General features: G+C 32.2%; 19 protein-coding genes and 1 pseudogene. 9 read left to right on the top strand and 11 right to left on the bottom strand.

Annotated features, from left to right (window positions below; all coding sequences use genetic code 11):
* Positions 1-92: 92 nt before the first annotated feature.
* Genes GCU34_RS08340 through GCU34_RS08330 form a run of 3 tightly spaced genes read left to right on the top strand, consistent with a single transcriptional unit; the run spans position 93 to position 3,139 of the window.
* Positions 93-695, top strand: coding sequence for a SprT-like domain-containing protein (locus GCU34_RS08340; RefSeq protein ID WP_072784617.1), 603 nt, complete (start codon positions 93-95; stop codon positions 693-695).
* A gap of 4 nt (positions 696-699) precedes the next feature.
* Positions 700-1,755, top strand: coding sequence for a mannose-1-phosphate guanylyltransferase (locus GCU34_RS08335; RefSeq protein ID WP_072784605.1), 1,056 nt, complete (start codon positions 700-702; stop codon positions 1,753-1,755).
* A gap of 1 nt (position 1,756) precedes the next feature.
* Positions 1,757-3,139 carry a DUF389 domain-containing protein gene (locus GCU34_RS08330; protein WP_072784603.1) on the top strand — a complete coding sequence of 461 codons (1,383 nt, stop codon included), beginning with the start codon at positions 1,757-1,759 and terminating at the stop codon, positions 3,137-3,139.
* Positions 3,140-3,248: 109 nt separating this feature from the next.
* Here GCU34_RS08330 and GCU34_RS08325 read toward each other — a convergent pair whose 3' ends face one another.
* The 3 genes from GCU34_RS08325 to GCU34_RS08315 all read right to left on the bottom strand — a co-directional run bounded on the left by GCU34_RS08325 (position 3,249) and on the right by GCU34_RS08315 (position 5,741).
* Positions 3,249-4,016, bottom strand: a complete 768-nt coding sequence (locus GCU34_RS08325; protein WP_072784601.1) for an ABC transporter ATP-binding protein — start codon at positions 4,014-4,016, stop codon at positions 3,249-3,251.
* Positions 4,013-4,762 (bottom strand): MlaE family ABC transporter permease, encoded by a 750-nt coding sequence (locus GCU34_RS08320; protein WP_072784599.1) that lies wholly within the window; start codon positions 4,760-4,762, stop codon positions 4,013-4,015. Before GCU34_RS08320 ends, GCU34_RS08325 begins: the two co-directional genes overlap by 4 nt.
* Positions 4,763-4,889: 127 nt before the next feature.
* Positions 4,890-5,741 (bottom strand): glycosyltransferase, encoded by an 852-nt coding sequence (locus tag GCU34_RS08315; RefSeq protein WP_072784597.1) that lies wholly within the window; start codon positions 5,739-5,741, stop codon positions 4,890-4,892.
* A gap of 86 nt (positions 5,742-5,827) precedes the next feature.
* Between GCU34_RS08315 and GCU34_RS08310 the strand changes: the two genes are divergently transcribed.
* Both GCU34_RS08310 and GCU34_RS08305 read left to right on the top strand, forming a co-directional pair.
* Positions 5,828-6,700, top strand: a complete 873-nt coding sequence (locus GCU34_RS08310; protein ID WP_072784596.1) for a glycosyltransferase family 2 protein — start codon at positions 5,828-5,830, stop codon at positions 6,698-6,700.
* Positions 6,700-8,157 (top strand): lipopolysaccharide biosynthesis protein, encoded by a 1,458-nt coding sequence (locus GCU34_RS08305; protein ID WP_072784594.1) that lies wholly within the window; start codon positions 6,700-6,702, stop codon positions 8,155-8,157. Before GCU34_RS08310 ends, GCU34_RS08305 begins: the two co-directional genes overlap by 1 nt.
* On the opposite strand, the gene GCU34_RS08300 is transcribed toward GCU34_RS08305, so the two are convergent.
* The 3 genes from GCU34_RS08300 to gcvP all read right to left on the bottom strand — a co-directional run bounded on the left by GCU34_RS08300 (position 8,158) and on the right by gcvP (position 12,719).
* Positions 8,158-9,216, bottom strand: coding sequence for a 3-oxoacyl-ACP synthase III family protein (locus tag GCU34_RS08300; RefSeq protein WP_072784592.1), 1,059 nt, complete (start codon positions 9,214-9,216; stop codon positions 8,158-8,160).
* 141 nt (positions 9,217-9,357) lie between these two features.
* Positions 9,358-9,729, bottom strand: coding sequence for a group III truncated hemoglobin (locus tag GCU34_RS08295; protein WP_072784590.1), 372 nt, complete (start codon positions 9,727-9,729; stop codon positions 9,358-9,360).
* 146 nt (positions 9,730-9,875) lie between these two features.
* Positions 9,876-12,719 carry an aminomethyl-transferring glycine dehydrogenase gene (gcvP, locus tag GCU34_RS08290; protein WP_072784588.1) on the bottom strand — a complete coding sequence of 948 codons (2,844 nt, stop codon included), beginning with the start codon at positions 12,717-12,719 and terminating at the stop codon, positions 9,876-9,878.
* A gap of 150 nt (positions 12,720-12,869) precedes the next feature.
* Between gcvP and GCU34_RS08285 the strand changes: the two genes are divergently transcribed.
* A complete protein-coding gene (locus GCU34_RS08285; RefSeq protein ID WP_152378422.1) occupies positions 12,870-13,661 on the top strand; it encodes a UbiA prenyltransferase family protein in 792 nt (263 codons plus the stop codon).
* 72 nt (positions 13,662-13,733) lie between these two features.
* Here GCU34_RS08285 and GCU34_RS08280 read toward each other — a convergent pair whose 3' ends face one another.
* The 4 genes from GCU34_RS08280 to GCU34_RS08265 all read right to left on the bottom strand — a co-directional run bounded on the left by GCU34_RS08280 (position 13,734) and on the right by GCU34_RS08265 (position 18,296).
* Positions 13,734-15,755, bottom strand: a complete 2,022-nt coding sequence (locus GCU34_RS08280) for a M3 family metallopeptidase (protein ID WP_072784584.1) — start codon at positions 15,753-15,755, stop codon at positions 13,734-13,736.
* 151 nt (positions 15,756-15,906) lie between these two features.
* Entirely contained in the window at positions 15,907-16,395 is a 489-nt protein-coding gene (gene purE, locus GCU34_RS08275) for a 5-(carboxyamino)imidazole ribonucleotide mutase (RefSeq protein ID WP_072784582.1), read from the bottom strand.
* Positions 16,396-16,522: 127 nt separating this feature from the next.
* Positions 16,523-17,680, bottom strand: coding sequence for a 5-(carboxyamino)imidazole ribonucleotide synthase (locus GCU34_RS08270; RefSeq protein ID WP_072784580.1), 1,158 nt, complete (start codon positions 17,678-17,680; stop codon positions 16,523-16,525).
* Between the two features lie 70 nt (positions 17,681-17,750).
* Positions 17,751-18,296: a hypothetical protein gene (locus GCU34_RS08265; RefSeq protein WP_072784579.1), complete on the bottom strand. Its 546-nt coding sequence runs from the start codon at positions 18,294-18,296 to the stop codon at positions 17,751-17,753.
* Between the two features lie 99 nt (positions 18,297-18,395).
* Between GCU34_RS08265 and GCU34_RS13960 the strand changes: the two are divergent.
* The 3 genes and pseudogenes from GCU34_RS13960 (at position 18,396) to GCU34_RS08245 (ending at position 22,967) form a co-directional block, all read left to right on the top strand.
* Positions 18,396-19,513 (top strand): annotated as a pseudogene (locus GCU34_RS13960) (adenylate kinase).
* Positions 19,514-19,677: 164 nt separating this feature from the next.
* The gene (obgE, locus tag GCU34_RS08250) at positions 19,678-20,676 is read left to right on the top strand and encodes a GTPase ObgE (RefSeq protein WP_072784576.1); all 999 of its coding nucleotides are present in this window, start codon (positions 19,678-19,680) and stop codon (positions 20,674-20,676) included.
* A gap of 143 nt (positions 20,677-20,819) precedes the next feature.
* The gene (locus GCU34_RS08245; protein WP_072784575.1) at positions 20,820-22,967 is read left to right on the top strand and encodes a S46 family peptidase; all 2,148 of its coding nucleotides are present in this window, start codon (positions 20,820-20,822) and stop codon (positions 22,965-22,967) included.
* A gap of 72 nt (positions 22,968-23,039) precedes the next feature.
* Here GCU34_RS08245 and groL read toward each other — a convergent pair whose 3' ends face one another.
* Positions 23,040-24,665, bottom strand: a complete 1,626-nt coding sequence (gene groL / locus GCU34_RS08240; RefSeq protein ID WP_072784574.1) for a chaperonin GroEL — start codon at positions 24,663-24,665, stop codon at positions 23,040-23,042.
* Positions 24,666-24,684 lie beyond the last annotated feature (19 nt).

The following is a 24,684-nucleotide window of genomic DNA, read 5'->3' as shown; positions in this document are numbered from 1 at the left end:
GTCAGTTCGAGTGTTTTTTGCTCGATTCTCGATACTTTTTCTTTCAGAAAAAACTCGAACTGACGAGCAAAAAATATATCGAGAACAAGAAATTGATAACAATCCTCCAAAAATACCTTCCTGAACACGCTGTTCAACCTTGCTTTGAATTAATCAAAGCTAATCACGTGCATCTTAAAATTGTTAGTGAAAGACATACGCGTCATGGCGATTATCGAAAAGATGCTCAAGGCTATCATTTAATTACAGTCAATGCAAGTTTAAATAAATACCGATTTTTAATGACGCTAGTTCATGAGATTGCTCATTTAGTCGCTTTTGAAAAGTTTGGTAGAAATATTAAACCTCATGGAAAAGAATGGAAATATACTTTCCAACAATTGATGGTGCCTTTTATTCGCCCCGAAATTTTTCCTAATAAAGTATTACCTTTAATTGCCCGACATTTTAGAAATCCATCTGCGAGTAGCGATACAGATGCTTTGTTATCTGTAGCTTTAAAGGAGTATGATGATAAAGAAAGAATAAAAAATTATATCTTTGAAATACCAATTGGAGCCAAATTTCGTATTCACAACGGGAAAGTTTTTAAAAAAATTGCTTTACGAGTGAAACGATACGAATGTATTGAGTTGCAATCTGGAAGAGTTTATTTATTTCAGCCTAATGCTGAAGTAGAATTATTACCAAGTTAATTGTATGAATAAAAATTATTATGCCATAATTATGGCTGGCGGAGTTGGTTCTCGTTTTTGGCCAGTTAGTACAACCGATTTTCCTAAGCAATTTCATGATATGCTTGGAACAGGTGATACTTTAATTCAGAAAACTTTTACAAGGCTTTCTCAAATTATTCCAAAAGAGAATATTCTTATTTTAACAAATGAGGTTTATAATGATATTGTTTTGGAACAATTACCAATGGTAAAACAAGAGCAAATCATTTTAGAGCCTGCAATGCGAAATACAGCGCCTTGTATTTTATATGCTTCTTTAAAGATAAAAAAGGAAAATCCAGATGCTGTTATGGTTGTGGCGCCATCTGACCATTGGATAGAAGATGAGGTTCAGTTTTGTGCCAACTTACAACACGCTTTTGATTTTTGCGAAAGAGAAGATAACTTAATGACTCTAGGAATTCTTCCAACATTCCCAAATACAGGTTATGGTTATATCGAGTATGATAAATTAGATTCGAGACCCATTAAAAAGGTAAAACAATTTAGAGAAAAGCCTGATTATGCAACAGCTCGTAAGTTTATTCAAAGTCGTAACTTTTTATGGAATGCGGGTATTTTTGTTTGGAGTGTAAAATCGGTTTTGAATGCGTTTCAAGAATTTCAACCAGTTATGTACGATCATTTTATGCAAGGATATGATGTTTATAACACTACAAACGAAACACAGTTTATTAAAGAAAATTATCCTTTGGCCGAAAATATTTCAGTTGATTATGCAATTTTAGAAAAAGCACATAATGTTTTTGTTCTTCCTGCAACTTTCGATTGGAACGATTTAGGAACTTGGGGTTCATTACACGAAAAATTAGATAAAGACGAAAATAATAATGCTGTTGTAAATGCCAGAGTTCTTTTAGAAAATGCTTCAAATAATATTATTCGTGCAGAAGGGAAGAAATTGGTAGTTATTGATGGTTTAGACGATTATATTATTGTAGATAAAGATGATACACTTTTAATTTATCCAAAAAGTAAAGAACAAGACATTAAAAAAATTGTCGGAAAAATAAAATAATATGCAAGACGAAAACAAAAGTACTTTTAGCCAATCTGTTGCGAGTTTTAAAAAGTTTTTAGAAGAAATATTTGATATCTATAACGATACTGATAGAAATGCTACTATAGACGATATTAAAGCTGGTGTTGACATGAAAGGTCAAAACGCTTGGGTTTTAATTTTTTCAATTTTAATTGCATCTACAGGTTTAAATACAAGTTCTACCGCAGTTGTAATTGGAGCCATGTTAATTTCGCCTTTAATGGGACCTATTTTAGGAATGGGACTGTCATTAGGTATCTACGATTTAGATTTACTTAGAAAGTCGTTAAAGAATTTTGGAGTAATGGTTGTTTTGAGTTTGGTAACATCGTTTTTGTTTTTTAGTGTGCCAATGTTCCAAAATGAAACACCAGAATTAATTGCAAGAACTTCTCCAAATGTGCTTGATATTATTATAGCACTTTCTGGTGGTTTAGCTTTAATTGTAGCTTTAAGTAGAAGAAATAAATCGACAAACACTCTAGCAGGAGTAGCTATTGCAACTGCACTAATGCCACCGCTTTGTACAGCAGGTTATGGTTTAGCAACGGGGAAATGGAATTTCTTTGGAGGCGCATTATTTTTATTTACAATCAATACTATCTTTATCGCAACAGCTACCTATTTGGTGGTTAAGTTTTTGCGTTTTCCATTAAAAGAATATGCCGATGTTCAAAGAAAAAAACGTATTTCGCAAATATTAACTTTTATAGCATTGGCAATTTTTATTCCGAGTGTTTATTTCTTTTATCAATTGTATAAAAAGTCAGATTTTGAACAAAAAGTAGATTTAGTTCTGGCTGAATTAAAAGATGAAAAGGGAATTGGAGTTTTCGATATTCAAAAAGATTTTTCAAAACAGAAAGTGAGTTTTGCTGTTTTGGGAACCAATTTAGAGCGTAGCGAAATTGAGAAATTAGAGAAGAAAATGAAAGACTTTGGGTACGATAATACCATCATTCATTGTGTTCAAGATTTACAGAATCAAAAAACATTGTCTCGACTTTCAGAAATCGAAAATTCATATTTAACAACGCAACAATTGTTGTCTCAAAAAGAAGAGCAATTGCTTTTAAAGGATAAAGAAATTTTAGATTTAAAGAATAAATTAAGTAATGGTTCAACCGTTTCTTTTGTCGATGTTGCAAACGAAATTCAAAGTTTAAATGATAATATAGAAGAAGTTTCGTATTATAATATTTTACATACCAATTTTAAAAGCATCGATACAGTTCCGCATTTTGTAATTAAATTTAAAAAAGAGGTTTCTAATAAAATTATAGCAGAAGAAGTCGCTAAATATAAAAAATGGTTACAATCTAAACTTAAAAATCAAAAAGTGGTTGTAAAATCAGAATAGTTATTTATTGTCATTTCGAGCGTAGTCGAGAAACGGAAGTTCAGCGTAGCTAAATCTCATTATTTGATTATAAGACTCCTCATTTCATTAGGAGTGACAAAAAACGGTGTTATTTATCATCTTCAAGATACATTTTTCTTACTCGTTTAAATAATTCGGAAGAATAAACGAAATCGGTTACTGCTTCATTGTCGGTTTTAAAGATTTCTTTGTTCGAACCTTCCCATTCTAATAATCCATTTTTCAAGAACACAATTTTCTCGCCAATTTCCATTACCGAGTTCATATCGTGCGTGTTAATAACTGTAGTAATGTTGTATTCTTTCGTAATTTCTTGAATTAAATTATCAATTACAATTGCTGTTTTTGGATCTAAACCCGAGTTGGGTTCATCACAAAATAAATATTTAGGATTATTAACAATGGCTCTAGCAATAGCCACACGTTTTTGCATTCCACCTGAAATTTCCGATGGTTTTTTATGATGCGCATCTACTAAATTAACGCGTTCAATAACAAAATCGACACGTTCTTTTATTTCTTTCGGAGTTTTTTTAGAAAACATCTTCAAAGGAAATCCAACATTTTCTTCTACAGTCATACTATCAAAAAGTGCACTTCCTTGAAAAACCATTCCAATTTCGGTTCTTAAATCTTGTTTTTCATCTTTCGACATAGTAGAATAAATACGTCCATCAAAAGAAATAGTTCCGCTCTCAGGTGTGTGAATTCCTAGTAGAGATTTTAAGAATACGGTTTTTCCTGAACCACTTTGTCCAATAACTAAACTTGTTTCTCCAGCTTCAAAACGAGTTGAAACACCCTTTAAAACTTTTTGAGTGCCAAATGTTTTTTCTAAATCTTTAACTACTATCATTTGCTCAAAAGTAATTGGGTTAAAATATAGTTCATTAAAATAATCACTACTGAAGTCCAAACAAAGGAAATCGTACTTGCTTTACCAACTTCAAGTGCTCCACCTTTCATGTAAAAACCATGAAAAGAAGGAATCGTTGCCAATATAATAGCAAAAACAACAGTCTTGATAAAAGCATAAGTAATATGAAAAGGAATAAAGTCTTCTTGAATTCCAGTGATAAATTCATTGCTAGAAGCGAAACCGCCGTAAACAGCAGCTAAATAACCACCTACAACTCCTAAAAACATACTCAGTCCAATTACAAATGGGAAAAGTAACAGTGCTATTAATTTTGGAAACACTAAATAATTTAAAGCATTTACACCCATGACTTCTAAAGCATCAATTTGCTCAGTTACACGCATGGTTCCAATACTTGAAGTAATAAAAGACCCCATTTTACCAGCCATAATAATGGAAATAAAAGTAGGAGCAAACTCTAATATTACGGATTGCCTCGTGGCAAAACCAATTAAATATTTGGGAATTAACGGATTGGTTAAGTTTAATGCAGTTTGAATGGCAACCACTCCACCCACAAAAAATGAGATGAACGATACAATTCCTAGCGAATCGATAATTAAATCGTCGACTTCTTTAAAAATTAATTGTCTCATAACACTCCATTTTACCGGTCGGTTAAAAACCTCTTTGAGCATCATGAAATATTTTCCGGTTTGTTCTAAAATTCTAATTACAAACATTTTTATCTAATCGCTAAATATTGGCTAAAATACTAAATTAATGTGTCAATTCAGTAATTTGTCAATAAGTCAATTTTTAAAAATTAATAATAATTCAATGTTGAATTGGCACATTGTTATATATTGACTAATTCAAAATTTTTTCTTTCATTTTCTTCCAACGATAATTTCTAATGAACTTAGCTTGTTCGTCGGTTACTAAAAGTTGTTTTTTATTGGATTTAGCTTTCCAAAAACCTTTTATATAGTCGATAAAAAGAAACGGTTTACCTTTTCGTAATGCTAGTTTTAATGAAGCAATTGCGGTAATCCAAAATCCGTAACCTAAAGTGTAAAAAGCTTCGCCTTGTTTGTAACGAGAAGCTTTATTGTAGTTAGCACCAGTTGGTTTTAAATGTTTTACCTGTAAAGTTTCATCAGTTTTTACTTTCCAATTGTAAAATTTACACAACAACTCATCGACAGTATCCCAACCCATAGCAGTTCGTAACCCACCAATTTGCTCAAAGCATTCTTTTCTGTAGGCTTTTAAAGCACCACGAATATGATCTTTATCGGTTAAATTTTCTAAAATCCATTCACCATTTTTTTCGATATAACAAAATCCACCAGCCATTCCAATTTGAGTATCAGTTTGAAAATGATTGATTATAGTTTCAAAATAATTTTCTGGGAAAATCAAGTCGGCATCAGCTTTTACAATAATGTCAAAGTTTTGGTCTAAAGTCTCTAAGCCTTTGTTAAAAGCTAAGATAACTTTACTTCCGGGTAAGTGTTTCGCTTCAGATGAATTATTAACTATAGAAATCCAATTGTATTTGTCAATAAATGAATTTACAATTGTTTCGGTTTTATCAGTAGAATTATCGTTTACAACCACAACTTTAGTTGGTAAAACACTTTGCTTTACAAGAGATTCTAAAGTAAGTGCAATGTGTTGCGCTTCGTTATGTGCGGGTATTACAACGTAATAATTCATTTGATTTTGATAATTCTCAACAAAAATAAACAAAACCTCAGTTACACAAGAATTATCCTTATTTTTGTTTGATAATTTCAGTTTTCGTGCAGCAAAAAGTAGTCGTTATTATAGTAACTTACAACGGAAGTAATTGGTTGAACAAATGTTTGCAATCGTTGCAAAAATCGGTTATGCCAATTTCAGTTATAGCTGTTGATAATGCTTCTACTGATAATTCAGTTGAAATTTTAAAGCAATTTTCTTTTGTTGAGGTAATTCAATCTGAAACTAATTTAGGTTTTGGAAAAGCTAACAATATTGGAATTCAAAAAGCTTTGGAACAAAATTTCGATTATTATTTTTTACTAAATCAAGATGCTTGGATTGAATCAGATGCTATTCAAAATTTAGTTGAGGTTGCCTCACAAAATGAAAATTTTGGAATTGTAAGTCCGATGCATTTTTCGCCAGATGAAATTTCTTTAGATGTCAATTTTGAAATGTATTGGAACAGAAAAACGAATTCGATTTCTAGTGAAATTGATGAGGTTCCATTTATAAATGCTGCCGCTTGGCTATTGTCGAGAAAAGTTATTGAGAAAGTGGGCTATTTTGAACCGCTCTTTAATCATTATGGAGAAGATCGAAATTATACAGATCGTGTTCACTATCATGGTTTTAAAACGGTAGTAGTAAAGAACTCAAAAATTTATCACGATAGAATTATAACTAGAAGTTTTCAAAAAGATGTAAATCAGTCGAAATACAAAATGCTTGCTGAAGTTTTAAATGTAAATCATAATTATATTGATGGTTTATTGAACGCTTTTAGAAATGTAATTGGGTTGCCTAAATATTTTTCAAAATATTATTCTACTTCAAAAGTATTTTCAATGTTTTGGCAATTATTAGGCTATTATATACTTTTAAAGTTTCATTTTTTTACGTTGTTCAAAGCTAGAAAAAGCTATAAATAATGCAGGATTCACAATCACATAAACAAGCTTTTTGGTTTACTATTATCAATTATATTGGAATAGTTATAGGGTTGCTTTCAACATTATTTTTATATCCTTATGATTACGGATTTTATGGTGAAATTGCTTACATCGATTCGTTAGCGCAAATTCTATATCCTATTATGGTTTTTGGAGGTTCACAAGCGTTAATACATTTTTATCCGTCATTGAGTTTAGAAAATAAAAAGAGTTTGTTCCAATTTACAATTAAAACAGTTTTCAAGTTATTTATAGTGTTGACTGTTTTTTTGATACTGGCAGTAATAATATTTGATTGGGATAAAAAAACATATTTATATTATGCTATGCCTTTAGCAGTTTTAATGGCTTTAATAGAAGTTTTTAAACGTCAAGCGGCTAATTTACAAAAGATCGCTGTTCCCACATTTTACGAAAAAATAATTCCTAAAATAGCAATGGTTGTTGTTTTTGGAATTTTCTATTTAGGATATGTATCAGATAATGTGGCGTATGCTGTTTTTATAGTTTTTTATTTATTCTTAGCTTTTTTTGTTGCCAAATATGTAAGTCGAAAATTCCCAATTTCATTTGCTAGTAAAGAAGATTCATTTTTTTCAGATGTTTCAAAGAAGGAATATTTCAATTACTGTTTTTATTCATTTTTAGGAAGCTTTGGTTCTTTTTTAGCTTTTAGAGTTGATGGCTTAATGATTCCCGAATTTTTAGATTTTGATGCAAATGGAGCATATCGCAATGCAGTAAATTTTGCGGCAGCAATGGCAATTCCTGCAACAGGATTGTTTACTATTTATTCGCCACAAATTTCTGCTTTTATTAAGAATAAAGATTTTGAAACGTTACAAATGAAGTACACCGAAACAGCGAAGTTGTTGTTTTTTATAGGAGCTGTAATCTTGGGTTGTGTATTAGTTGGAGCTGAACCTTTTTTTAATTTATTAGCAACCAAAGATAAATTAGTAACCATATTACCCGTAATTTATATTCTAGGAGCTAATGTTTTATTTAATATGGCAACAGGTTTTAATTCGGAAATTATTTCCTATTCACAATATTATAAATTTAACATTATAGCGGTTTTAATTTTAGTTGTTGTAAATGTGTTACTTAATTATGTTTTTCTTACTCAAACAGAGCTTGAAATTGTGGGTGTTTCTTTAGCAACTTTTATATCTTTAGTTTTGTTTAATGTTTCAAAGTTGGTTTTTATTTATAAAAAAATAGGCATAATTCCTTTTGATCGAAACTATGCCCTTCTTATTATAGTCATGGGTATAATAATTGTGACTGGAGTTTTATTGCCTTCTTTTAAAAATCTTTGGCTAGAAACAATTTCAAAAGTTGGTTTTGTTTTGATTGCTTCATTAATTGTTGTTTACTTTACCCAATCGATTCCCTCTTTTAATTATTGGGTGAACCGATTTTTAAAGAATTAATTACATTTGATACACAAATGCATTAATATTCATTCCTGCCCCCACAGAAGCAAAAATGATAATATCTCCTTTTTCTAAATTTTGATTTTCTAACTGTCCTTTAATTAATAAATCATATAATGTTGGTACAGTAGCAACACTTGAGTTTCCAAGTTTATGAATACTCATTGGCATAACACCTTCAGGAGGAGTTTGTTTATACAATCTGAAAAAACGTTGAATAATAGCTTCGTCCATTTTTTCATTAGCTTGATGAATTAAAACTTTTTTCACTTTATCGATACCAATTCCACTTTTTTCTAGACATTCCTGCATTGCTTTTGGAACGTTTGACAGCGCAAATTCGTATATTTTTCTTCCATACATTTTAATGTATCGAACATCTGGGTCTAATTGTTTGTCGAAAGAGTTTCCGAAGAATAAGAAGTATGCTTCATCATGTGCAAAAGTTGCAGATTCATGAGCTAGAATTCCGCCTTCATCTTCCGTAGCTTCAATAATTGTAGCTCCAGCACCATCAGAATAAATCATAGAATCTCTATCGTGCATATCTACAACTCTTGAAAGTGTTTCGGCTCCAATTACCAAACATCTTTTTGCCATTCCAGCTTTTATAAATGCTTGTGCTTGAATTACACCTTCTACCCAACCCGGACAACCAAATAAAATGTCGTAGGCAACACATTTAGGGTTTTTAATTTTAAGACTATGTTTAACACGTGAAGCTAAACTTGGTAAAATATCAGATTGAATAGCGCCTTTTTTAACGTCACCAAAATTGTGTGCTAAAATGATATAATCTAATGTTTCAGGGTCAATTTTTGCATCTTCTATAGCTCTTTGTGCTGCAATTGCACCAATATCAGAAGCTAATAAATTATCGGTTACGTATCGTCTTTCTTCGATACCAGTAATTTCTAAAAACTTTCGAGCCACAACTTCATTTGGTTGAGGAAATTGTGAGCCATCTTCATTTAAAAAGTTATGCTGAGCAAAGTCATGGTTGGTTACTCTCTCAGTTGGGATATATGATCCAGAGCCAGTTATTTTAATATTCATAATTAAATTAGTAATTTGATAATCTAAATTACTTATTAATCAAATGCTCTCTTTTAAAAAAGTCTACTTTTTGAGTATAATTATGAATTTGTTATTTTTTTATGAGTAAAAATATCAAAAAGGTAAAAATAGATGTAAAAATCATTGGAATTTAATCTGCATAATAGTTGCCATGCTTAAAGCTTGAGTTTTCATTTGTTCGGCATAAGGGCCAATAAAATTCTCTTCTATCGTAGAATTAAAATGTGATAGCCAAGTATTAAAATGCTCTTTTGAAAAAGCATGCTTGTCGTGAACCTCTTTATGAATCGAAAACATATTGTTGTAATAACCGCCTTTTAAAAACAAAGATTGCTCCCAAAATGTAGCTAATATTTCAAAGTGTTCTTCTAAATGTTGGTCAACTAAAGTCACTTTCGTGAAGAAAAAACTAATCGAATCGTCTGCTAAAAGTTTATCGTAAAACTTTCGCATCACTAAAATTATATCTTCTCTGGTTTGAATGTCTTTCATTTTAAATCTCTTAAAAAGAAAATTGTCATTTCGAAACCGAATTTACTCGGTTGAAAAATCGCATTATTTTTATGGGATTTCTCACTTTGTTCGAAATGACAATTAATATTATACTGATCACTAATTACTAGTGACTAACTACTGAATTACATATACGCTTCAATTGGAGCACAAGAACAAACTAAGTTTCTGTCTCCGTAAGCATCATCTACTCTACGTACAGAAGGCCAAAATTTATTCTCAGCAATATAGTCTAATGGGTAAGCTGCCTTTTCTCTAGAATAAGGGAATTCCCAAGTATTAGCTGTTAACATTGCTAATGTATGAGGAGCATTTTTTAATACATTATTAGCTTCATCTTTAGTACTTTCCTCAATTTCTTTTCTAATCGAAATCATAGCGTCACAAAAACGATCTAATTCAGCTAAATCTTCAGATTCTGTTGGTTCAACCATTAATGTTCCGGCAACAGGGAAAGATACAGTAGGCGCATGGAAACCGTAATCCATTAATCGTTTTGCAATATCACCCACTTCAATTCCTTTTTCTTTAAATGCACGACAATCTAAAATCATTTCGTGAGCAGCTCTTCCCATTTCACCTGAGTATAAAACAGGGTAGTGTTCTTGTAAACGAGCTTTCATATAATTAGCATTTAAGATAGCAAATTCAGTTGCATTTCTTAATCCTTCAGCTCCCATCATAGTGATGTATCCGTAAGAGATTAAACATACCAATGCAGACCCATAAGGAGCAGATGAAATAGCTGTGATTGCTTGTTCTCCACCCACGTTTAAGATTGGGTTAGTTGGTAAGAAAGGAACTAATTTTTCATTCACACAGATTGGTCCAACTCCAGGTCCACCACCACCATGAGGGATAGCGAAAGTCTTGTGTAAGTTTAAGTGACAAAGATCAGCGCCAATTGTTGCAGGGTTAGTTAAACCTACCTGAGCATTCATATTTGCACCATCCATATAAACTAATCCGCCATTATCGTGGATTAATTGAGTAATTTCGATAATTGAAGATTCGTAAACTCCGTGAGTTGAAGGATAAGTTACCATTAAACAAGATAAATCATCTTTGTGTTCGATAGCTTTTGCTCTTAAATCTTCAACATCAATGTTTCCTTCTGGAGTTGTTTTGGTAACGATAATTTTCATTCCAGCCATTGCAGCAGAAGCAGGGTTTGTTCCGTGTGCTGATGATGGAATTAAACATACATTTCTATGGCCTTCACCGCGTGACATATGGTAAGCACGGATAGTCATTAAACCAGCGTATTCTCCTTGAGCTCCTGAGTTTGGTTGTAACGTTGTACCAGCAAATCCTGTGATTACGTTTAATTGCTCTTCTAATTTTTTAAGCATTGTGATGTATCCTTCTGCTTGTTCAATTGGAGCAAATGGGTGAATGCTGTTCCAGTTCGGCATTGATAATGGCAACATTTCAGAAGCAGCATTTAACTTCATAGTACAAGAACCTAAAGAAATCATTGAATGGTTCAATGATAAATCTTTACGCTCTAATTTTTTAATATAACGCATCAACTGACTTTCAGAGTGATGGTTGTTGAATACATCGTGGGTTAAGAAAGACGACGTTCTCTCTAAAGAACCGGGTAATTGGCTAGCAGTTGATAATTCAGTAACTGTGAAAGCTTCTTTACCTGTAGCTTCAGCAAAAATCGCGATGATTTGGTTGATATCGTTGATAGAAGTTGTTTCGTTGAATGAGATCGAAATAGTTTCTGCATCTACATAAAAGAAGTTAACTTCATTTCTTTCAGCAACAGCTTTTACTTTTTGAGCGTCAGCTTTTACTAAAATTGTATCGAAGAAAGCTGAATTCGTTTGGTAAATACCTAATTTATTTAAAGCATCTGAAGTTGTTACAGCTGAAGCATGTACTTTATTTGCGATGTATTGTAATCCTTTTGGCCCGTGGTAAACCGCATACATACCAGCCATAACCGCTAATAATACTTGAGCAGTACAGATGTTTGAAGTTGCTTTTTCACGCTTGATGTGTTGCTCACGAGTACCTAAAGCCATACGTAATGCACTGTTTCCGTTTGCATCGATTGAAACACCAATGATACGACCTGGCATTGAACGTTTGTATTCTTCTTTAGTAGCAAAGTAAGCCGCGTGCGGTCCGCCATAACCCATTGGTATACCAAAACGTTGCGTAGTACCTACAACCACTGAAGCACCCATTTCACCTGGTGATGTTAAAGTAGCTAATGATAAAATATCAGCAGCAACAGCAACTTTAATTTCGTTTTCAGTAGCTTTAGCTATAAAAGCACTGTAATCATTTACTTGTCCGTATTTTCCAGGATATTGTAGGATAGCTCCAAAAAAATCGTTTGAAAAATCGAAATCTTCATGGTTGCCTACAACTAATTCTATTCCTATTGGAGTTGAACGTGTTTGTAAAACCGATAAAGTTTGTGGTAATATTTCTTCAGAAACGAAAAATTTATTTACATTATTTTTCTTTTGATCTCTTGTTCTAACGTCAAATAATAAAGCCATTGCTTCAGCGGCAGCTGTACCTTCGTCTAATAAAGAAGCGTTAGCAATTTCCATTCCTGTTAATTCAATAACCATAGTTTGGAAATTTAAAATAGCTTCTAATCGTCCTTGTGCAATTTCAGCTTGGTAAGGCGTGTAAGCAGTGTACCAACCTGGATTTTCAAAGATGTTTCTTTGGATAGGAGCGGGAACTATTGTTGGGTGGTACCCTAAACCAATATACGATTTGAAAACTTTATTTTTTTTACCTAATTCCATGATGTGAGTTGCGTACTCATATTCGGTCATGGCAGGAGCAAGTGTTAAATCTTTTTTTAAACGAATTCCGTCTGGAAAAGTTTCGTAAAGTAATTGGTCCATGTTAGTAACACCAATTGTTTTGAACATGTGTTCTAGGTCAGTTTCTCTTGGCCCAATGTGTCTTAAAGCAAAAGCATCTGTTCTCATTTACAAATAAATAGGGTCTAATGTTTGTGTTGTTATTTTGGTACGCAAATGTAATTATTAATCTTGTAATAATTTCTTTTTAAAGTTCTAATTTTTGTTATTTTTTGAACAAAATCGGCTTGTTATTAACACATTCATTATTTTTGCTAAATGAAGTACTTCTACAAACTTCTCGACTTTTATATTGAAAGCAGTTTACATGTTGCTTTTGCTGTTTATGCACTTATTCGAATTACATTTTTAAAATTAAATTTGGCATATGATGAACCCGTAGCTTATTTTGGTTTCTACGGTACTATTGTAGGGTATAATTTTATAAAATATGACGAATTAGTTCGAGTGAGAAGAGTAGCGCTTTCCAAACGATTTAAAGCTATAATTGGATTGAGTTTTATTTGTTTCTGGATTACGCTCTATTATTTTTGGCAACTTGAAACCATAACAAAACTATTAGGAATAGGAGCTTTGTTTTTAACAGTTTTATATACGATTCCCTTCATTCCAAATAAATCAAACATGAGAAATTGGAGCGGAATTAAAATATTTTTGGTTGCAGTAGCTTGGGTTGCAGTAACCGTTTGGCTTCCAGTTATAAATGCACATTATCCAATTGATATTCTTGTAGTTTTAAAAAGTTTACAACGGTTTATTTTAGTCTTCGTTTTAATGCTGATTTTTGAAATTGTGGATTTACAGTTCGACGATTTGTATTTAAAAACGATTCCTCAACAACTAGGAGAGAAGAAGACTAAATTTTTGGCATATATTTTACTTGTTGTTTTTATTTTATTAGACTTATTGAAACCAGAGTTTACATTAAAAGTGTTTTTAATAAATTTAGTTTTTTCTATAATCCTTGGTCTTTTTACTTATTATGCTTCCAAAAAAAGAAATAAATATTATACTTCTTTTGGGTTGAAAGTTTACCCGTTTTTTGGTTAGTGTTATTATTGATATCATAATAGAAACCGAAGTTTAATTTGCTTCGGCTTCTATTATTTAAAATTCTATTTGTTAAATCAACCCAGCACGTTTCAACAAAGCATCTGGTGTAGGTTCGTGACCTCTGAATTTTTTATACAATTCCATAGGATGTTCTGTTCCGCCTTTAGAAAGGATATATTCTTTAAACTTGGTTGCTACTTCTTTGTTGAAAATTCCTTTCTCTTCAAAATAAGCAAAAGCATCAGCATCCAAAACTTCAGCCCATTTGTAACTGTAATATCCAGAAGAATAACCGCCTTGGAAAATGTGCGAAAATGAAGTACTCATACAATTTTCGGCAACATCCGGATATAATTTTGTGCTTTCAAAAGCAGCCAATTCAAATGCTTTTACATCGTCAATTGTTTGCGATTTTCCATGATACGCCATGTCTAATAATCCAAAACTCAATTGGCGAACGGTTGCTAATCCTTCTAAAAAGTTGGCACTTTCTTTAATTTTTTCTACATATTCTTGCGGAATAATTTCGCCTGTTTCATAATGCTTTGCAAATAAAGCTAATGCTTCGGGTTGGTAGCACCAGTTTTCCATCACCTGACTTGGTAATTCTACAAAGTCCCAAAATACAGAAGTTCCCGATAAACTTGGATAGGTTGTGTTGGCTAACATGCCGTGTAACCCATGACCAAATTCGTGAAACAAAGTAGTTACTTCGTTAAAGGTTAGGAGTGAAGGCTTCGTTTTTGTTGGTGGTGTAAAGTTGCAAACGTTCGAAATATGTGGACGCTCATTGATTCCGTCTTTAATATATTGTGATTTAAATGAAGTCATCCAAGCTCCATTTCTTTTTCCTTTTCTAGGGAAGAAATCGGCGTAAAAAACAGCAACTAAATTATTTTCAAAATCTAATCCTTCATAGGTTTTTACATCTTCGTGATATTTATCGATATCAAAAACCTCCTTGAAGGTAATGCCATATAATTTTTCAGCAATTGTAAATGCTCCGTTTAAAACATTCTCTAATTTGAAATATGGTTTTAGCTTTTCATCGTCTAAATTGAATTTTTTCTGTTTCAATTTTTCCGAATAATACGCGCTGTCCCATTTTTCTAATTGCTCAATTCCATCTAATTCTTTTGCAAAAGCAGATAATTCAGCAAACTCTTTATCGGCTGCAGGTTTTGCTTTTTCCAATAAATCATTCAAAAACGTTTTTACTTTTTCTGGATTTTTTGCCATTCGTTCTTCTAAAACAAAATCGGCATGTGATTTATAACCTAATAAGTTAGCGCGCTCGTGGCGTAAACGGACAATGTCTTTTACATTTTGTTGGTTATCGAACTCATTATTTTGAAACGCTTTTTTCCCGTAAGCAATAGAAATTTCTTTACGCAATTCACGATTGTCAACATAAGTAATAAAAGGTAAATAACTTGGAAAATCTAATGTAAAAATCCAACCTTCTACATTTTTACTTCTCGCCAAATCTGCTGCAGCTTCTTTTGCGCCTTCTGGCAAACCTTGTAAATCATCTTCATTAGTAACATGAAGTTGGTAATTATTGGTTTCTGCCAAAACATTTTCGCCAAAAGTTAGTTTTAATTTCGCTAATTGAGTATCAATTTCGCGAAGTTTTGTTTTTTGTTCTTCATTTAATAAAGCACCATTTCGAACAAAACCTTTGTATTTTTTATCAAGAAGTGTTTGTTGTTCAGTAGTTAAATTTAAAGTATCTTTTTTGTCGTAAACTGCTTTGATTTTTTGGAACAAATTTTCGTTTAAAGTAATGTCGTTACTAAATTCAGTTAACCAAGGCGAAACTTCTTGTGCAATTTTTTGCATTTCATCACAAGTTTCTGCTGAATTTAAGTTAAAAAAAGTACTTGATAAACGATCTAATTGTTGACCTGAAAAATCTAAGGCAGCAATACAATTTTCGAAAGTTGGCTCATCTGAATTTTGAATAATTTGATCAATCTCAGATTTAGCTAGTTCTATACACGCTTTAAAATTGTCTTTATAATCTGACAACTTAATTTGCGAAAACGGTGTAGTTTGATATTTTGTGTTAAAGTTTACTAAAAATAGCATAAAAAATTTGTTTTTACCGATAAAGTGTATAATTTTGTCGATGAAATGATGTGAGAGTCATTCCTTATTTGCCCTGAAAGAGTAGAATTTTTTTTATAGTTGTCACTTAATTGTGAATAGATTTCCCCAACTTCGGTTGGGGTTTCTGTTTTTATGAGTTTTTCAAATCCTCGGCAGCTTTCAAAACCGCATGTTTTAATCCTTCTTTATAAGCTACAATTTTATCTAAAACGCATTTGTCATTTGAACCAATAATTTGAGCGGCTAAAATTCCAGCATTTTTTGCTCCGTTTAATGCAACAGTTGCTACAGGAACTCCGCCTGGCATTTGTAAAATAGATAAAACTGAATCCCAACCATCAATTGAATTACTCGATTTTACTGGAACACCAATTACAGGAAGCGGACTCATAGAAGCAACCATTCCAGGTAAATGTGCAGCGCCACCGGCTCCAGCAATAATTACAGAAATTCCTCTGTTATGTGCATTACTGCTAAAATCTACTAATTTTTCCGGTGTTCTATGTGCAGAAACGATATCAACTTCTACTTCAATATCGAATCCTTTTAATATTTCTATGGCATCTTGCATTACCGGCATATCCGAAATGCTTCCCATTACTACGGCTACTTTACTCATTTTTGTTGTTTATGGTTTGTTGTTTATTGTTTTGAAATTATGAGATTCTTCACTTTGTTCAGACTCGAGGCAAAGCCGAACTGAGCAAAGCTAATGACATATACTACTTACTTCGACTAGACACTAACTACTGAGTACTAATCACTCGAATACTATTCTTGACTTCTTCAGCAATACGTCTGGCTTCTGTCATGTTTTCATTAACAATAGTTACGTGTCCCATTTTACGGAAAGGTCGTGTTTCACGTTTTCCATAAATGTGTGGTGTTACGCCATCAATTGCCATGATTTTTTCAATGTTTTCATAAACTACTTGTCCGTTGAAACCTTCTTCTCCAACTAAATTAACCATAATTCCAGCTACTTTACTATCTGTGTTTCCTAATGGTAAATTTAAAATTGCACGAATATGATTTTCAAATTGAGAAGTATAACTTGCCTCAATAGAATAATGTCCCGAATTGTGTGGTCTTGGAGCAACTTCGTTAACCAATATTTCATCATCTTCTGTTTGAAACATTTCAACAGCTAATAATCCTACATGTTGAAAAGCTTCTGAAACTTTTAAAGCAACTTCTTGTGCTTTTTGAGCAACTTTTTCATCTATACGAGCCGGACAAATTACATATTCCACTTGGTTAGCTTCTGGGTGAAATTCCATTTCAACAACAGGATAAGTTTTAACTTCTCCCGATTCGCTTCTAGTCACTATTACTGCTAATTCATTTTTAAACGGAACCATATCTTCCGCAATACATTCTACATCTGGGAGATTAACTAAATCTAGTGTTGAACGACAAATTTTAACGCCATTTCCATCATAACCACCAGTAGCACTTTTCCAAACAAAAGGAAATTCAATCTCATCTTTAGCTAAACTTTCTCTTAAATCATCTAGACCAACAAAACGCAAGTGTTTTGAGGTAGGAATGTTGTTTTTAACGTAAAAGTCTTTTTGTTTTCCTTTATTTTGAATTAAACGAATAGTTTTAGGCGATGGAAAAACTTTTTTTCCTTCAGCTTCTAAAGCGTCTAATGCATCTAAATTTACATTTTCTATTTCTATAGTTAAAACATCTACCATTTGCCCAAATTGGTAAACAGTATCATAATCAACAATGCTTCCTCTGTAAAAAGCATTACAACCAAAACGTGAAGGAGCTTCTTCACTTGGGTCGATTACTAAAGTTTGAATGTCGAATTTTCTTGTTTCGGTAAGTAGCATTTTTCCTAATTGCCCTCCACCTAAAATACCTAATTTAAAGTCTGATGAAAAATAGTTCATTAGTTATGTGTTGTTTGTCTGCAAAGATACTTAGACAATTGATAATTAACAATTGATAATTAACAATTTGTTATTTGTTGAGTTTCTTAAGTAAATTTCTTGACGCCGATTTATATGCTGCTGAATGATTTGGAAAGTCTTGAACTAAAATTTCTTTCAATTCATTGTTAATCCAGTCGTACTTTTTTCCAAAAACAAAAAGAGCTTTCATACAATACACTTTAGCTGCAACTTTTTCATCCTGAATGAGTCGGTCAATTAGAGTTTCAATAAGATTATGTTCTTGATCATGAGTAAGTGAAATACCATTTTTTCGATGGTTACTTTTAGCTAAGAAAAAACAAATTTTTGTTGCAGGACGAATTGCGGAATCATTTTTTAAAGTTGGTAAAACTTCACAAAATGAATTAATAAAAGGGACAAACGATTTTAATTTTTTTTCACAAACAAATTCAAGTGTCCAAAATGCCATAACATGACTTTGATGATAAAGATTAAATGCAATCTGCGTTAATTCCTCAATTTTTTCTTTACGAATTGCATAGTTGCAAGCGCTTATTCGACTTGTTCTGTGCGCATCGCTTTCTAATAACTTAATTTCTAATTCGGTTAACATGATGTAAATATACCTAATTTGCAAAAAAAGTATAATGTGTTACAAATAAATACAGCTTACTTCCTTAAATTTGTTGTTTATTTTTAAAAAACAACACAAGTGATTCAACTACACGATAAACATTTCGAAGCTTTTATCTCAGAAAAGGAGCTAGATTATGCTATTCAAAACTTAGCTAAGCAAATAGAAGACGATTTTTACGATGAGGTTCCAATTTTTGTTGGAATTTTAAATGGTTCATTTATGTTTTTGTCGGATTTGATGAAATATTATAGCCAACCGTGTGAAGTAGAATTTGTAAAATTATCTTCATATGAGGGAATACAATCGACTAACAACGTAAAACAATTAATTGGACTAAATCAAGATTTAGAAGGAAGAAGTGTAATTATTGTAGAAGATATTGTAGATACTGGTAATACAGTTGAAGAATTGAAACATATTTTTAAAGAAAAAGGAGTAAAACATTTTAAAATAGCTACTTTATTTTTTAAACCTGAAGCCTATACAAAAGACATCAAATTAGATTATGTAGGTATTCATATTCCAAACAAATTTATTGTTGGCTTTGGTTTAGATTACGATGGATTAGGAAGAAATTTAAAAGAAGTTTATCAATTAGCAACACAAAATACTAAAAACGAAATGATTAATATTGTACTTTTTGGGAAACCAGGAGCAGGCAAAGGAACACAAGCTGAATTTTTAAAAGACAAATACAATTTAGTACACTTGTCAACAGGAGATATATTCCGTTTCAATATAAAAATGATACTGAGTTAGGTCAACTAGCAAAATCATATATGGATAAAGGTGATTTAGTTCCTGATGAAGTTACTATCAAAATGCTTCAAGATGAAGTTGAGAAAAATCCAAATGCAAAAGGTTTTTTATTTGATGGATTCCCAAGAACTATTGCACAAGCAGATGCTTTAGATGCGTTCTTAAAAACTAAAAGTTGGGAGGTCACTGCAACAGTTGCTTTAGAAGCAGATGATGAAATTTTAGTACAACGTTTGTTAGAAAGAGGTAAAACTTCTGGTAGAGCAGACGATCAAGATGAAGAGAAAATCCGTAATCGTTACCAAGAATACAATGAAAAAACAGCTCCGCTAATCGATTATTATAAAGCACAAGATAAATTTCATTCAGTAGATGGAATTGGTTCAATAGCTGAAGTAACAGAGCGTTTATCAACTGTTCTAGATAGTTTATAGGAACAATTCAATTAGATATAAGAGCGTCCAAACAGGACGCTTTTTTTATGCATAAAATCAAAATTTCAAAATCAACTAATTATAGTATCTTTGCAAAAATTAAAAGTTAAGAAGACTTCTAACTTCTAACTTCTAACTTCTAACTTCTAACTTCTAACTTAGTTATGACAGAGGGAAATTTCGTAGATTACGTAAAAATATATGTGGCTTCGGGTAAAGGTGGAAAAGGTTCTACTCACTTACACCGTGAAAAGTTTATTGAAAAAGGTGGTCCAGATGGAGGAGATGGTGGTCGTGGAGGTCATGTTATTTTAAAAGGAAATAAAAATTTGTGGACACTTTATCATTTAAAATTTACAAAACACGTAAAAGCGGGTCATGGTGGCGATGGTGGTAGTAGCAGAAGTACTGGAGCTGATGGTGAAGATAAATATTTAGAAGTACCTTTAGGAACAGTCGTTAAAGATAAAGAAACAGGGGATTTACTTTTTGAAATTACAGAAGACGGAGAAGAAAAAGTATTAGCAAAAGGAGGAAAAGGAGGTTTAGGAAACTGGCATTTTCGTACAGCAACTAATCAAACGCCACGTTATGCGCAACCCGGATTACCTGGTGAAGAGATAGATGTAATTTTAGAATTAAAAGTTTTAGCTGATGTTGGTTTAGTTGGATTTCCTAATGCAGGAAAATCTACGTTACTTTCAGTTTTAACAGCGGCAAAACCAAAAATTGCCGATTATCCGTTTACAACATTAAAACCGAATTTAGGAATTGTAGCTTATCGCGATTTTCAATCTTTCGTAATTGCAGATATTCCGGGTATTATTGAAGGAGCCGCAGAAGGAAAAGGTTTAGGACATTATTTCTTGCGTCATATTGAACGTAATTCTACTTTATTGTTTTTGGTTCCAGCAGATGCTCCTGATATTAAAAAAGAATATGATATTTTATTAGATGAATTACGTCGCTACAATCCAGAAATGTTAGATAAAGACCGATTAATTGTAATTTCTAAATCGGATATGTTAGATGAAGAGCTAAAAGCTGAAATGAAAGTAGAACTAGATAAAGCATTTAAAGGGCACGATTACATGTTTATTTCATCTGTCGCCCATCAAGGATTACAAGAGTTAAAGGATAAACTTTGGAAAATGTTAAACTAAATAAAAAAGCAGCTTAAATAGCTGCTTTTTTATTTTACACTACTATTTGTTAAAAATACTTTAAAATTACGATTAAAAACCAGCTTCAAATTGAAGAATTCTGAAAATAGAAGTATCTTCGTAGCTGTCAAAATTATTTATTTATGAAAAAAATAGTACTGTCATTATTAATCGCTTTTTTCGCAGCACCAAGTTTACTTTTTGCTAACGAAGGAATGTGGTTTTTAATGTTTATTGAGCGATTAAATCATCGCGATATGCAAAAAATGGGACTGCAACTTACTGCAGATGAGATTTACAGCATTAACAACCATAGCTTAAAAGACGCTATTGTTCAATTTGATGGAGGTTGTACGGCTGAAATTATTTCAAAAGATGGTTTAGTGTTAACAAATCATCACTGTGGTTACGATGCTATTGCTGAATTATCTACACCAGAAGCAAATTATTTAAGAGATGGTTATTGGGCAGCAAATAGAGCAGCCGAATTAAAGCCAAAAAGCGTATTTGTGCGTTTCTTTGTTAGAATGGATGATGTTTCAAAAAGAATATTATCAAAAGTGACTCCTTCAATGACTGAAAAAGAAAGAGAAGCGGCTATTAATAAAGAAATTGCTTTAATTGAAAAAGAAAATTCTGAAAATGGTAAATATACAGTTTCAGTAAAATCGTTTTTCCAAGGTAATGAATATTACTATTTCGTTTACCAAGATTATAAAGATGTACGTTTAGTAGGAACTCCTCCAGAAAGTGTTGGTAAATTTGGTGGAGATACCGATAACTGGGAATGGCCTCGTCACACTGGAGATTTTTCAATGTTCCGTGTATATGCAGATCAAAATGGAAATCCTGCAGAATATTCTCCAAACAATGTTCCTTTAAAGCCTAAGCATTATTTACCAGTAAACTTAAAAGGAGTTCAAGAGAATGATTTTGCTATGATTTTAGGTTATCCTGGAAGAACAAACCGTTGGATGCCAGCTGGTGGAATCGATCAAAATGTAAAATATGCTTATCCAGCTTGGGTTGAAGGCTCAAAAATGGGTATGGATATGATGAAGAAATACATGGATAAAGACGATGCAGTTCGTTTAATGTATGCTTCAAAATATGCAGGTGTTGCTAATTATTGGAAAAACCGTCAAGGTATGATTGATGCTTTAACAAAGCACAAAACAGCAGCAACTAAATCTAAAAACGAAGCTAAATTTAATAAATGGGCTAATAAAGCTGAAAACAAAGCGACTTATGGTTCTGTTATCGAAGATATTAATGCTTATTACAAGTTAACAAACGAAAAAGCACGTCATGATAATTACTTAATGACAATGATTCGTACGAGTTCAATGGTAATGTTGCCAAGAAGATTAGGACGTCAATTTGTGAATTATGCTAAAACAGAACCTTCAAAAAGAGAAGCATTAAAAGAAGGGTTAAAAGCACAAATTGAAGAAGCTTATGCAGAAATGTATTTGCCAGCTGAAAAAGATATCTTAACAGCTCAATTAGGATTGTATGCAAAAAAAGCGGGTTATAAATTATCGCCAATAGTAGAAGAAGAATTAAAAGCTAATAATGGAGATTTTACAAATTATGTAAATGCAATTTTTGAATTGAGTTTATTTGGTTCAAAAGAAAAAGCATTAGCATTCTTAGATTTTCCAAATTTGAATTTTGTTGAGAACGATCCTATTTATTTATTAACGGATGATTTAATTAAACATTATTCATCAAAATCTGATGAGGTTACGGCTGCTGAGGAAAAATTCCAAAAGTCTTATCGTTTATTAGTAGATGGTTTAAGAAAATCTAAATTATCTACAGTTTTATATCCAGATGCAAATTCAACATTGCGTTTAACTTATGGGAAAGTAAGAGCTTTACCTGCAGATAAGAGAAATGATGCAAAGATTAATAATTATACTACTATGAAAGGTATGATTGCTAAATATAAGCCAAATGATCCAGAATTTGATATGCCAAAAAGAATGATTGAAATGTACAATAACAAAGATTTCGGTCGTTATGCTGATAAAGCTGGTTACATGCCCGTTAACTTCTTAACAGATAATGATATTACAGGTGGTAACTCAGGTTCGCCAGTATTAAATGGAAAGGGAGAATTAATTGGTTTAGCTTTCGATGGAAATATTGAAGCAATGGCTGGAGATGTTATTTTTGATCATAATTTACAAAGAACTATCAATGTAGATATTCGTTATGTATTATGGTTAATCGATAAGTTTTCAGGTGCAAAACACATTGTTGATGAAATGACCATTATCGAATAATTTAAAAATTATAGGTAATAAAAAATCCGATTAGAAATTCTAATCGGATTTTTTTATTGAGGTTTGTTTTAATTACATCATACCTGGCATTCCTCCGCCCATTGGCATTGCAGGTGTGTCTTCTTTAATATCAATTAAAGCACATTCTGTTGTTAAAATCATTCCAGCAACTGATGCAGCATTTTCTAAAGCTACACGTGTTACTTTTTTAGGATCGATAATTCCTGCTTTTAACATTTCAACATATTCTCCAGTCTTAGCATTAAATCCAAAATCGTTTTTACCTTCTAAAACTTTTGAAATTACTACTGAACCTTCGCCACCAGCATTTTCAACAATTGTTCTTAATGGAGCTTCAATAGCTCTATTTACAATTTGAATACCTGTTGCTTCGTCTTCATTTTCTGATTTTAAGTCGTTTAAAACAGATTTAGCTCTTACTAAAGCTACACCACCACCAGCAACAATTCCTTCTTCAACAGCAGCTCTTGTCGCGTGTAAAGCATCGTCAACTCTGTCTTTTTTCTCTTTCATTTCTACTTCAGAAGCAGCACCAACATATAAAACAGCAACACCACCAGCTAATTTAGCCAAACGCTCTTGAAGCTTTTCTCTGTCATAATCAGAAGTTGTAGTTTCAATTTGCGCTTTAATTTGGTTTACACGAGCCTTAATGTTTTCTGCATCTCCATTTCCATTAACAATTGTAGTGTTATCTTTGTCAATTGTAATAGTTTCAGCAGTACCTAACATTGCTAATGTTGCATTTTCTAAAGAGAATCCACTTTCTTCAGCAATTACTGTTCCACCAGTTAAAATAGCTATATCTTCTAACATTGCTTTTCTTCTGTCTCCAAAACCTGGAGCTTTTACAGCTGCAATTTTTAATCCTCCACGTAATTTGTTTACTACTAATGTAGCTAATGCTTGACCGTCTACATCTTCAGCAATAATTAATAAAGGACGACCCGATTGCGCTACAGGTTCAAGTATAGGTAATAATTCTTGTAAATTAGAAATCTTTTTATCGTAAAGTAAGATATAAGGATTGTCTAATTCAGCTATCATTTTGTCTGCATTGGTAACAAAATAAGGAGATAAATAACCTCTGTCAAATTGCATTCCTTCTACAACATCAACATAAGTATCTGTACCTTTTGCTTCTTCAACAGTAATTACACCTTCTTTACCAACTTTTGAGAAAGCGGTTGCAATTAATTCACCAATAGTTTCATCGTTGTTTGCAGAAATAGAAGCAACTTGTTTAATTTTTTCAGAAGAATCACCAACAGCTTGCGCTTGCTTTCCTAAGTCACCAACTAAAGCTTCTACAGCTTTGTCAATTCCTCTTTTTAAATCCATTGGGTTAGCACCAGCAGCAACGTTTTTTAAACCTTCTTTTACAATAGCTTGCGCTAAAACTGTTGCAGTTGTAGTTCCATCACCAGCTAAATCATTTGTTTTTGAAGCAACTTCTTTAACCATTTGAGCACCCATATTTTCTAATGGATCTTGTAATTCTACTTCTTTAGCTACAGAAACACCATCTTTAGTAACTGTTGGGCCGCCAAATGATTTTGAAATAATTACATTTCTACCTTTTGGACCTAAAGTAACTTTTACTGCATTTGCTAATGCATCTACACCACGTTTTAAACCATCGCGTGCTTCAATATCGAATTTTATTTCTTTTGCCATTTTATTTAAGCTTTATGCT

Origin of the sequence: Flavobacterium haoranii (assembly GCF_009363055.1) — a bacterium.
Taxonomy (GTDB): domain Bacteria; phylum Bacteroidota; class Bacteroidia; order Flavobacteriales; family Flavobacteriaceae; genus Flavobacterium; species Flavobacterium haoranii.
Note: the sequence above shows the minus strand (reverse complement) of the source record. Positions and strands in the feature narration are given on the sequence as shown.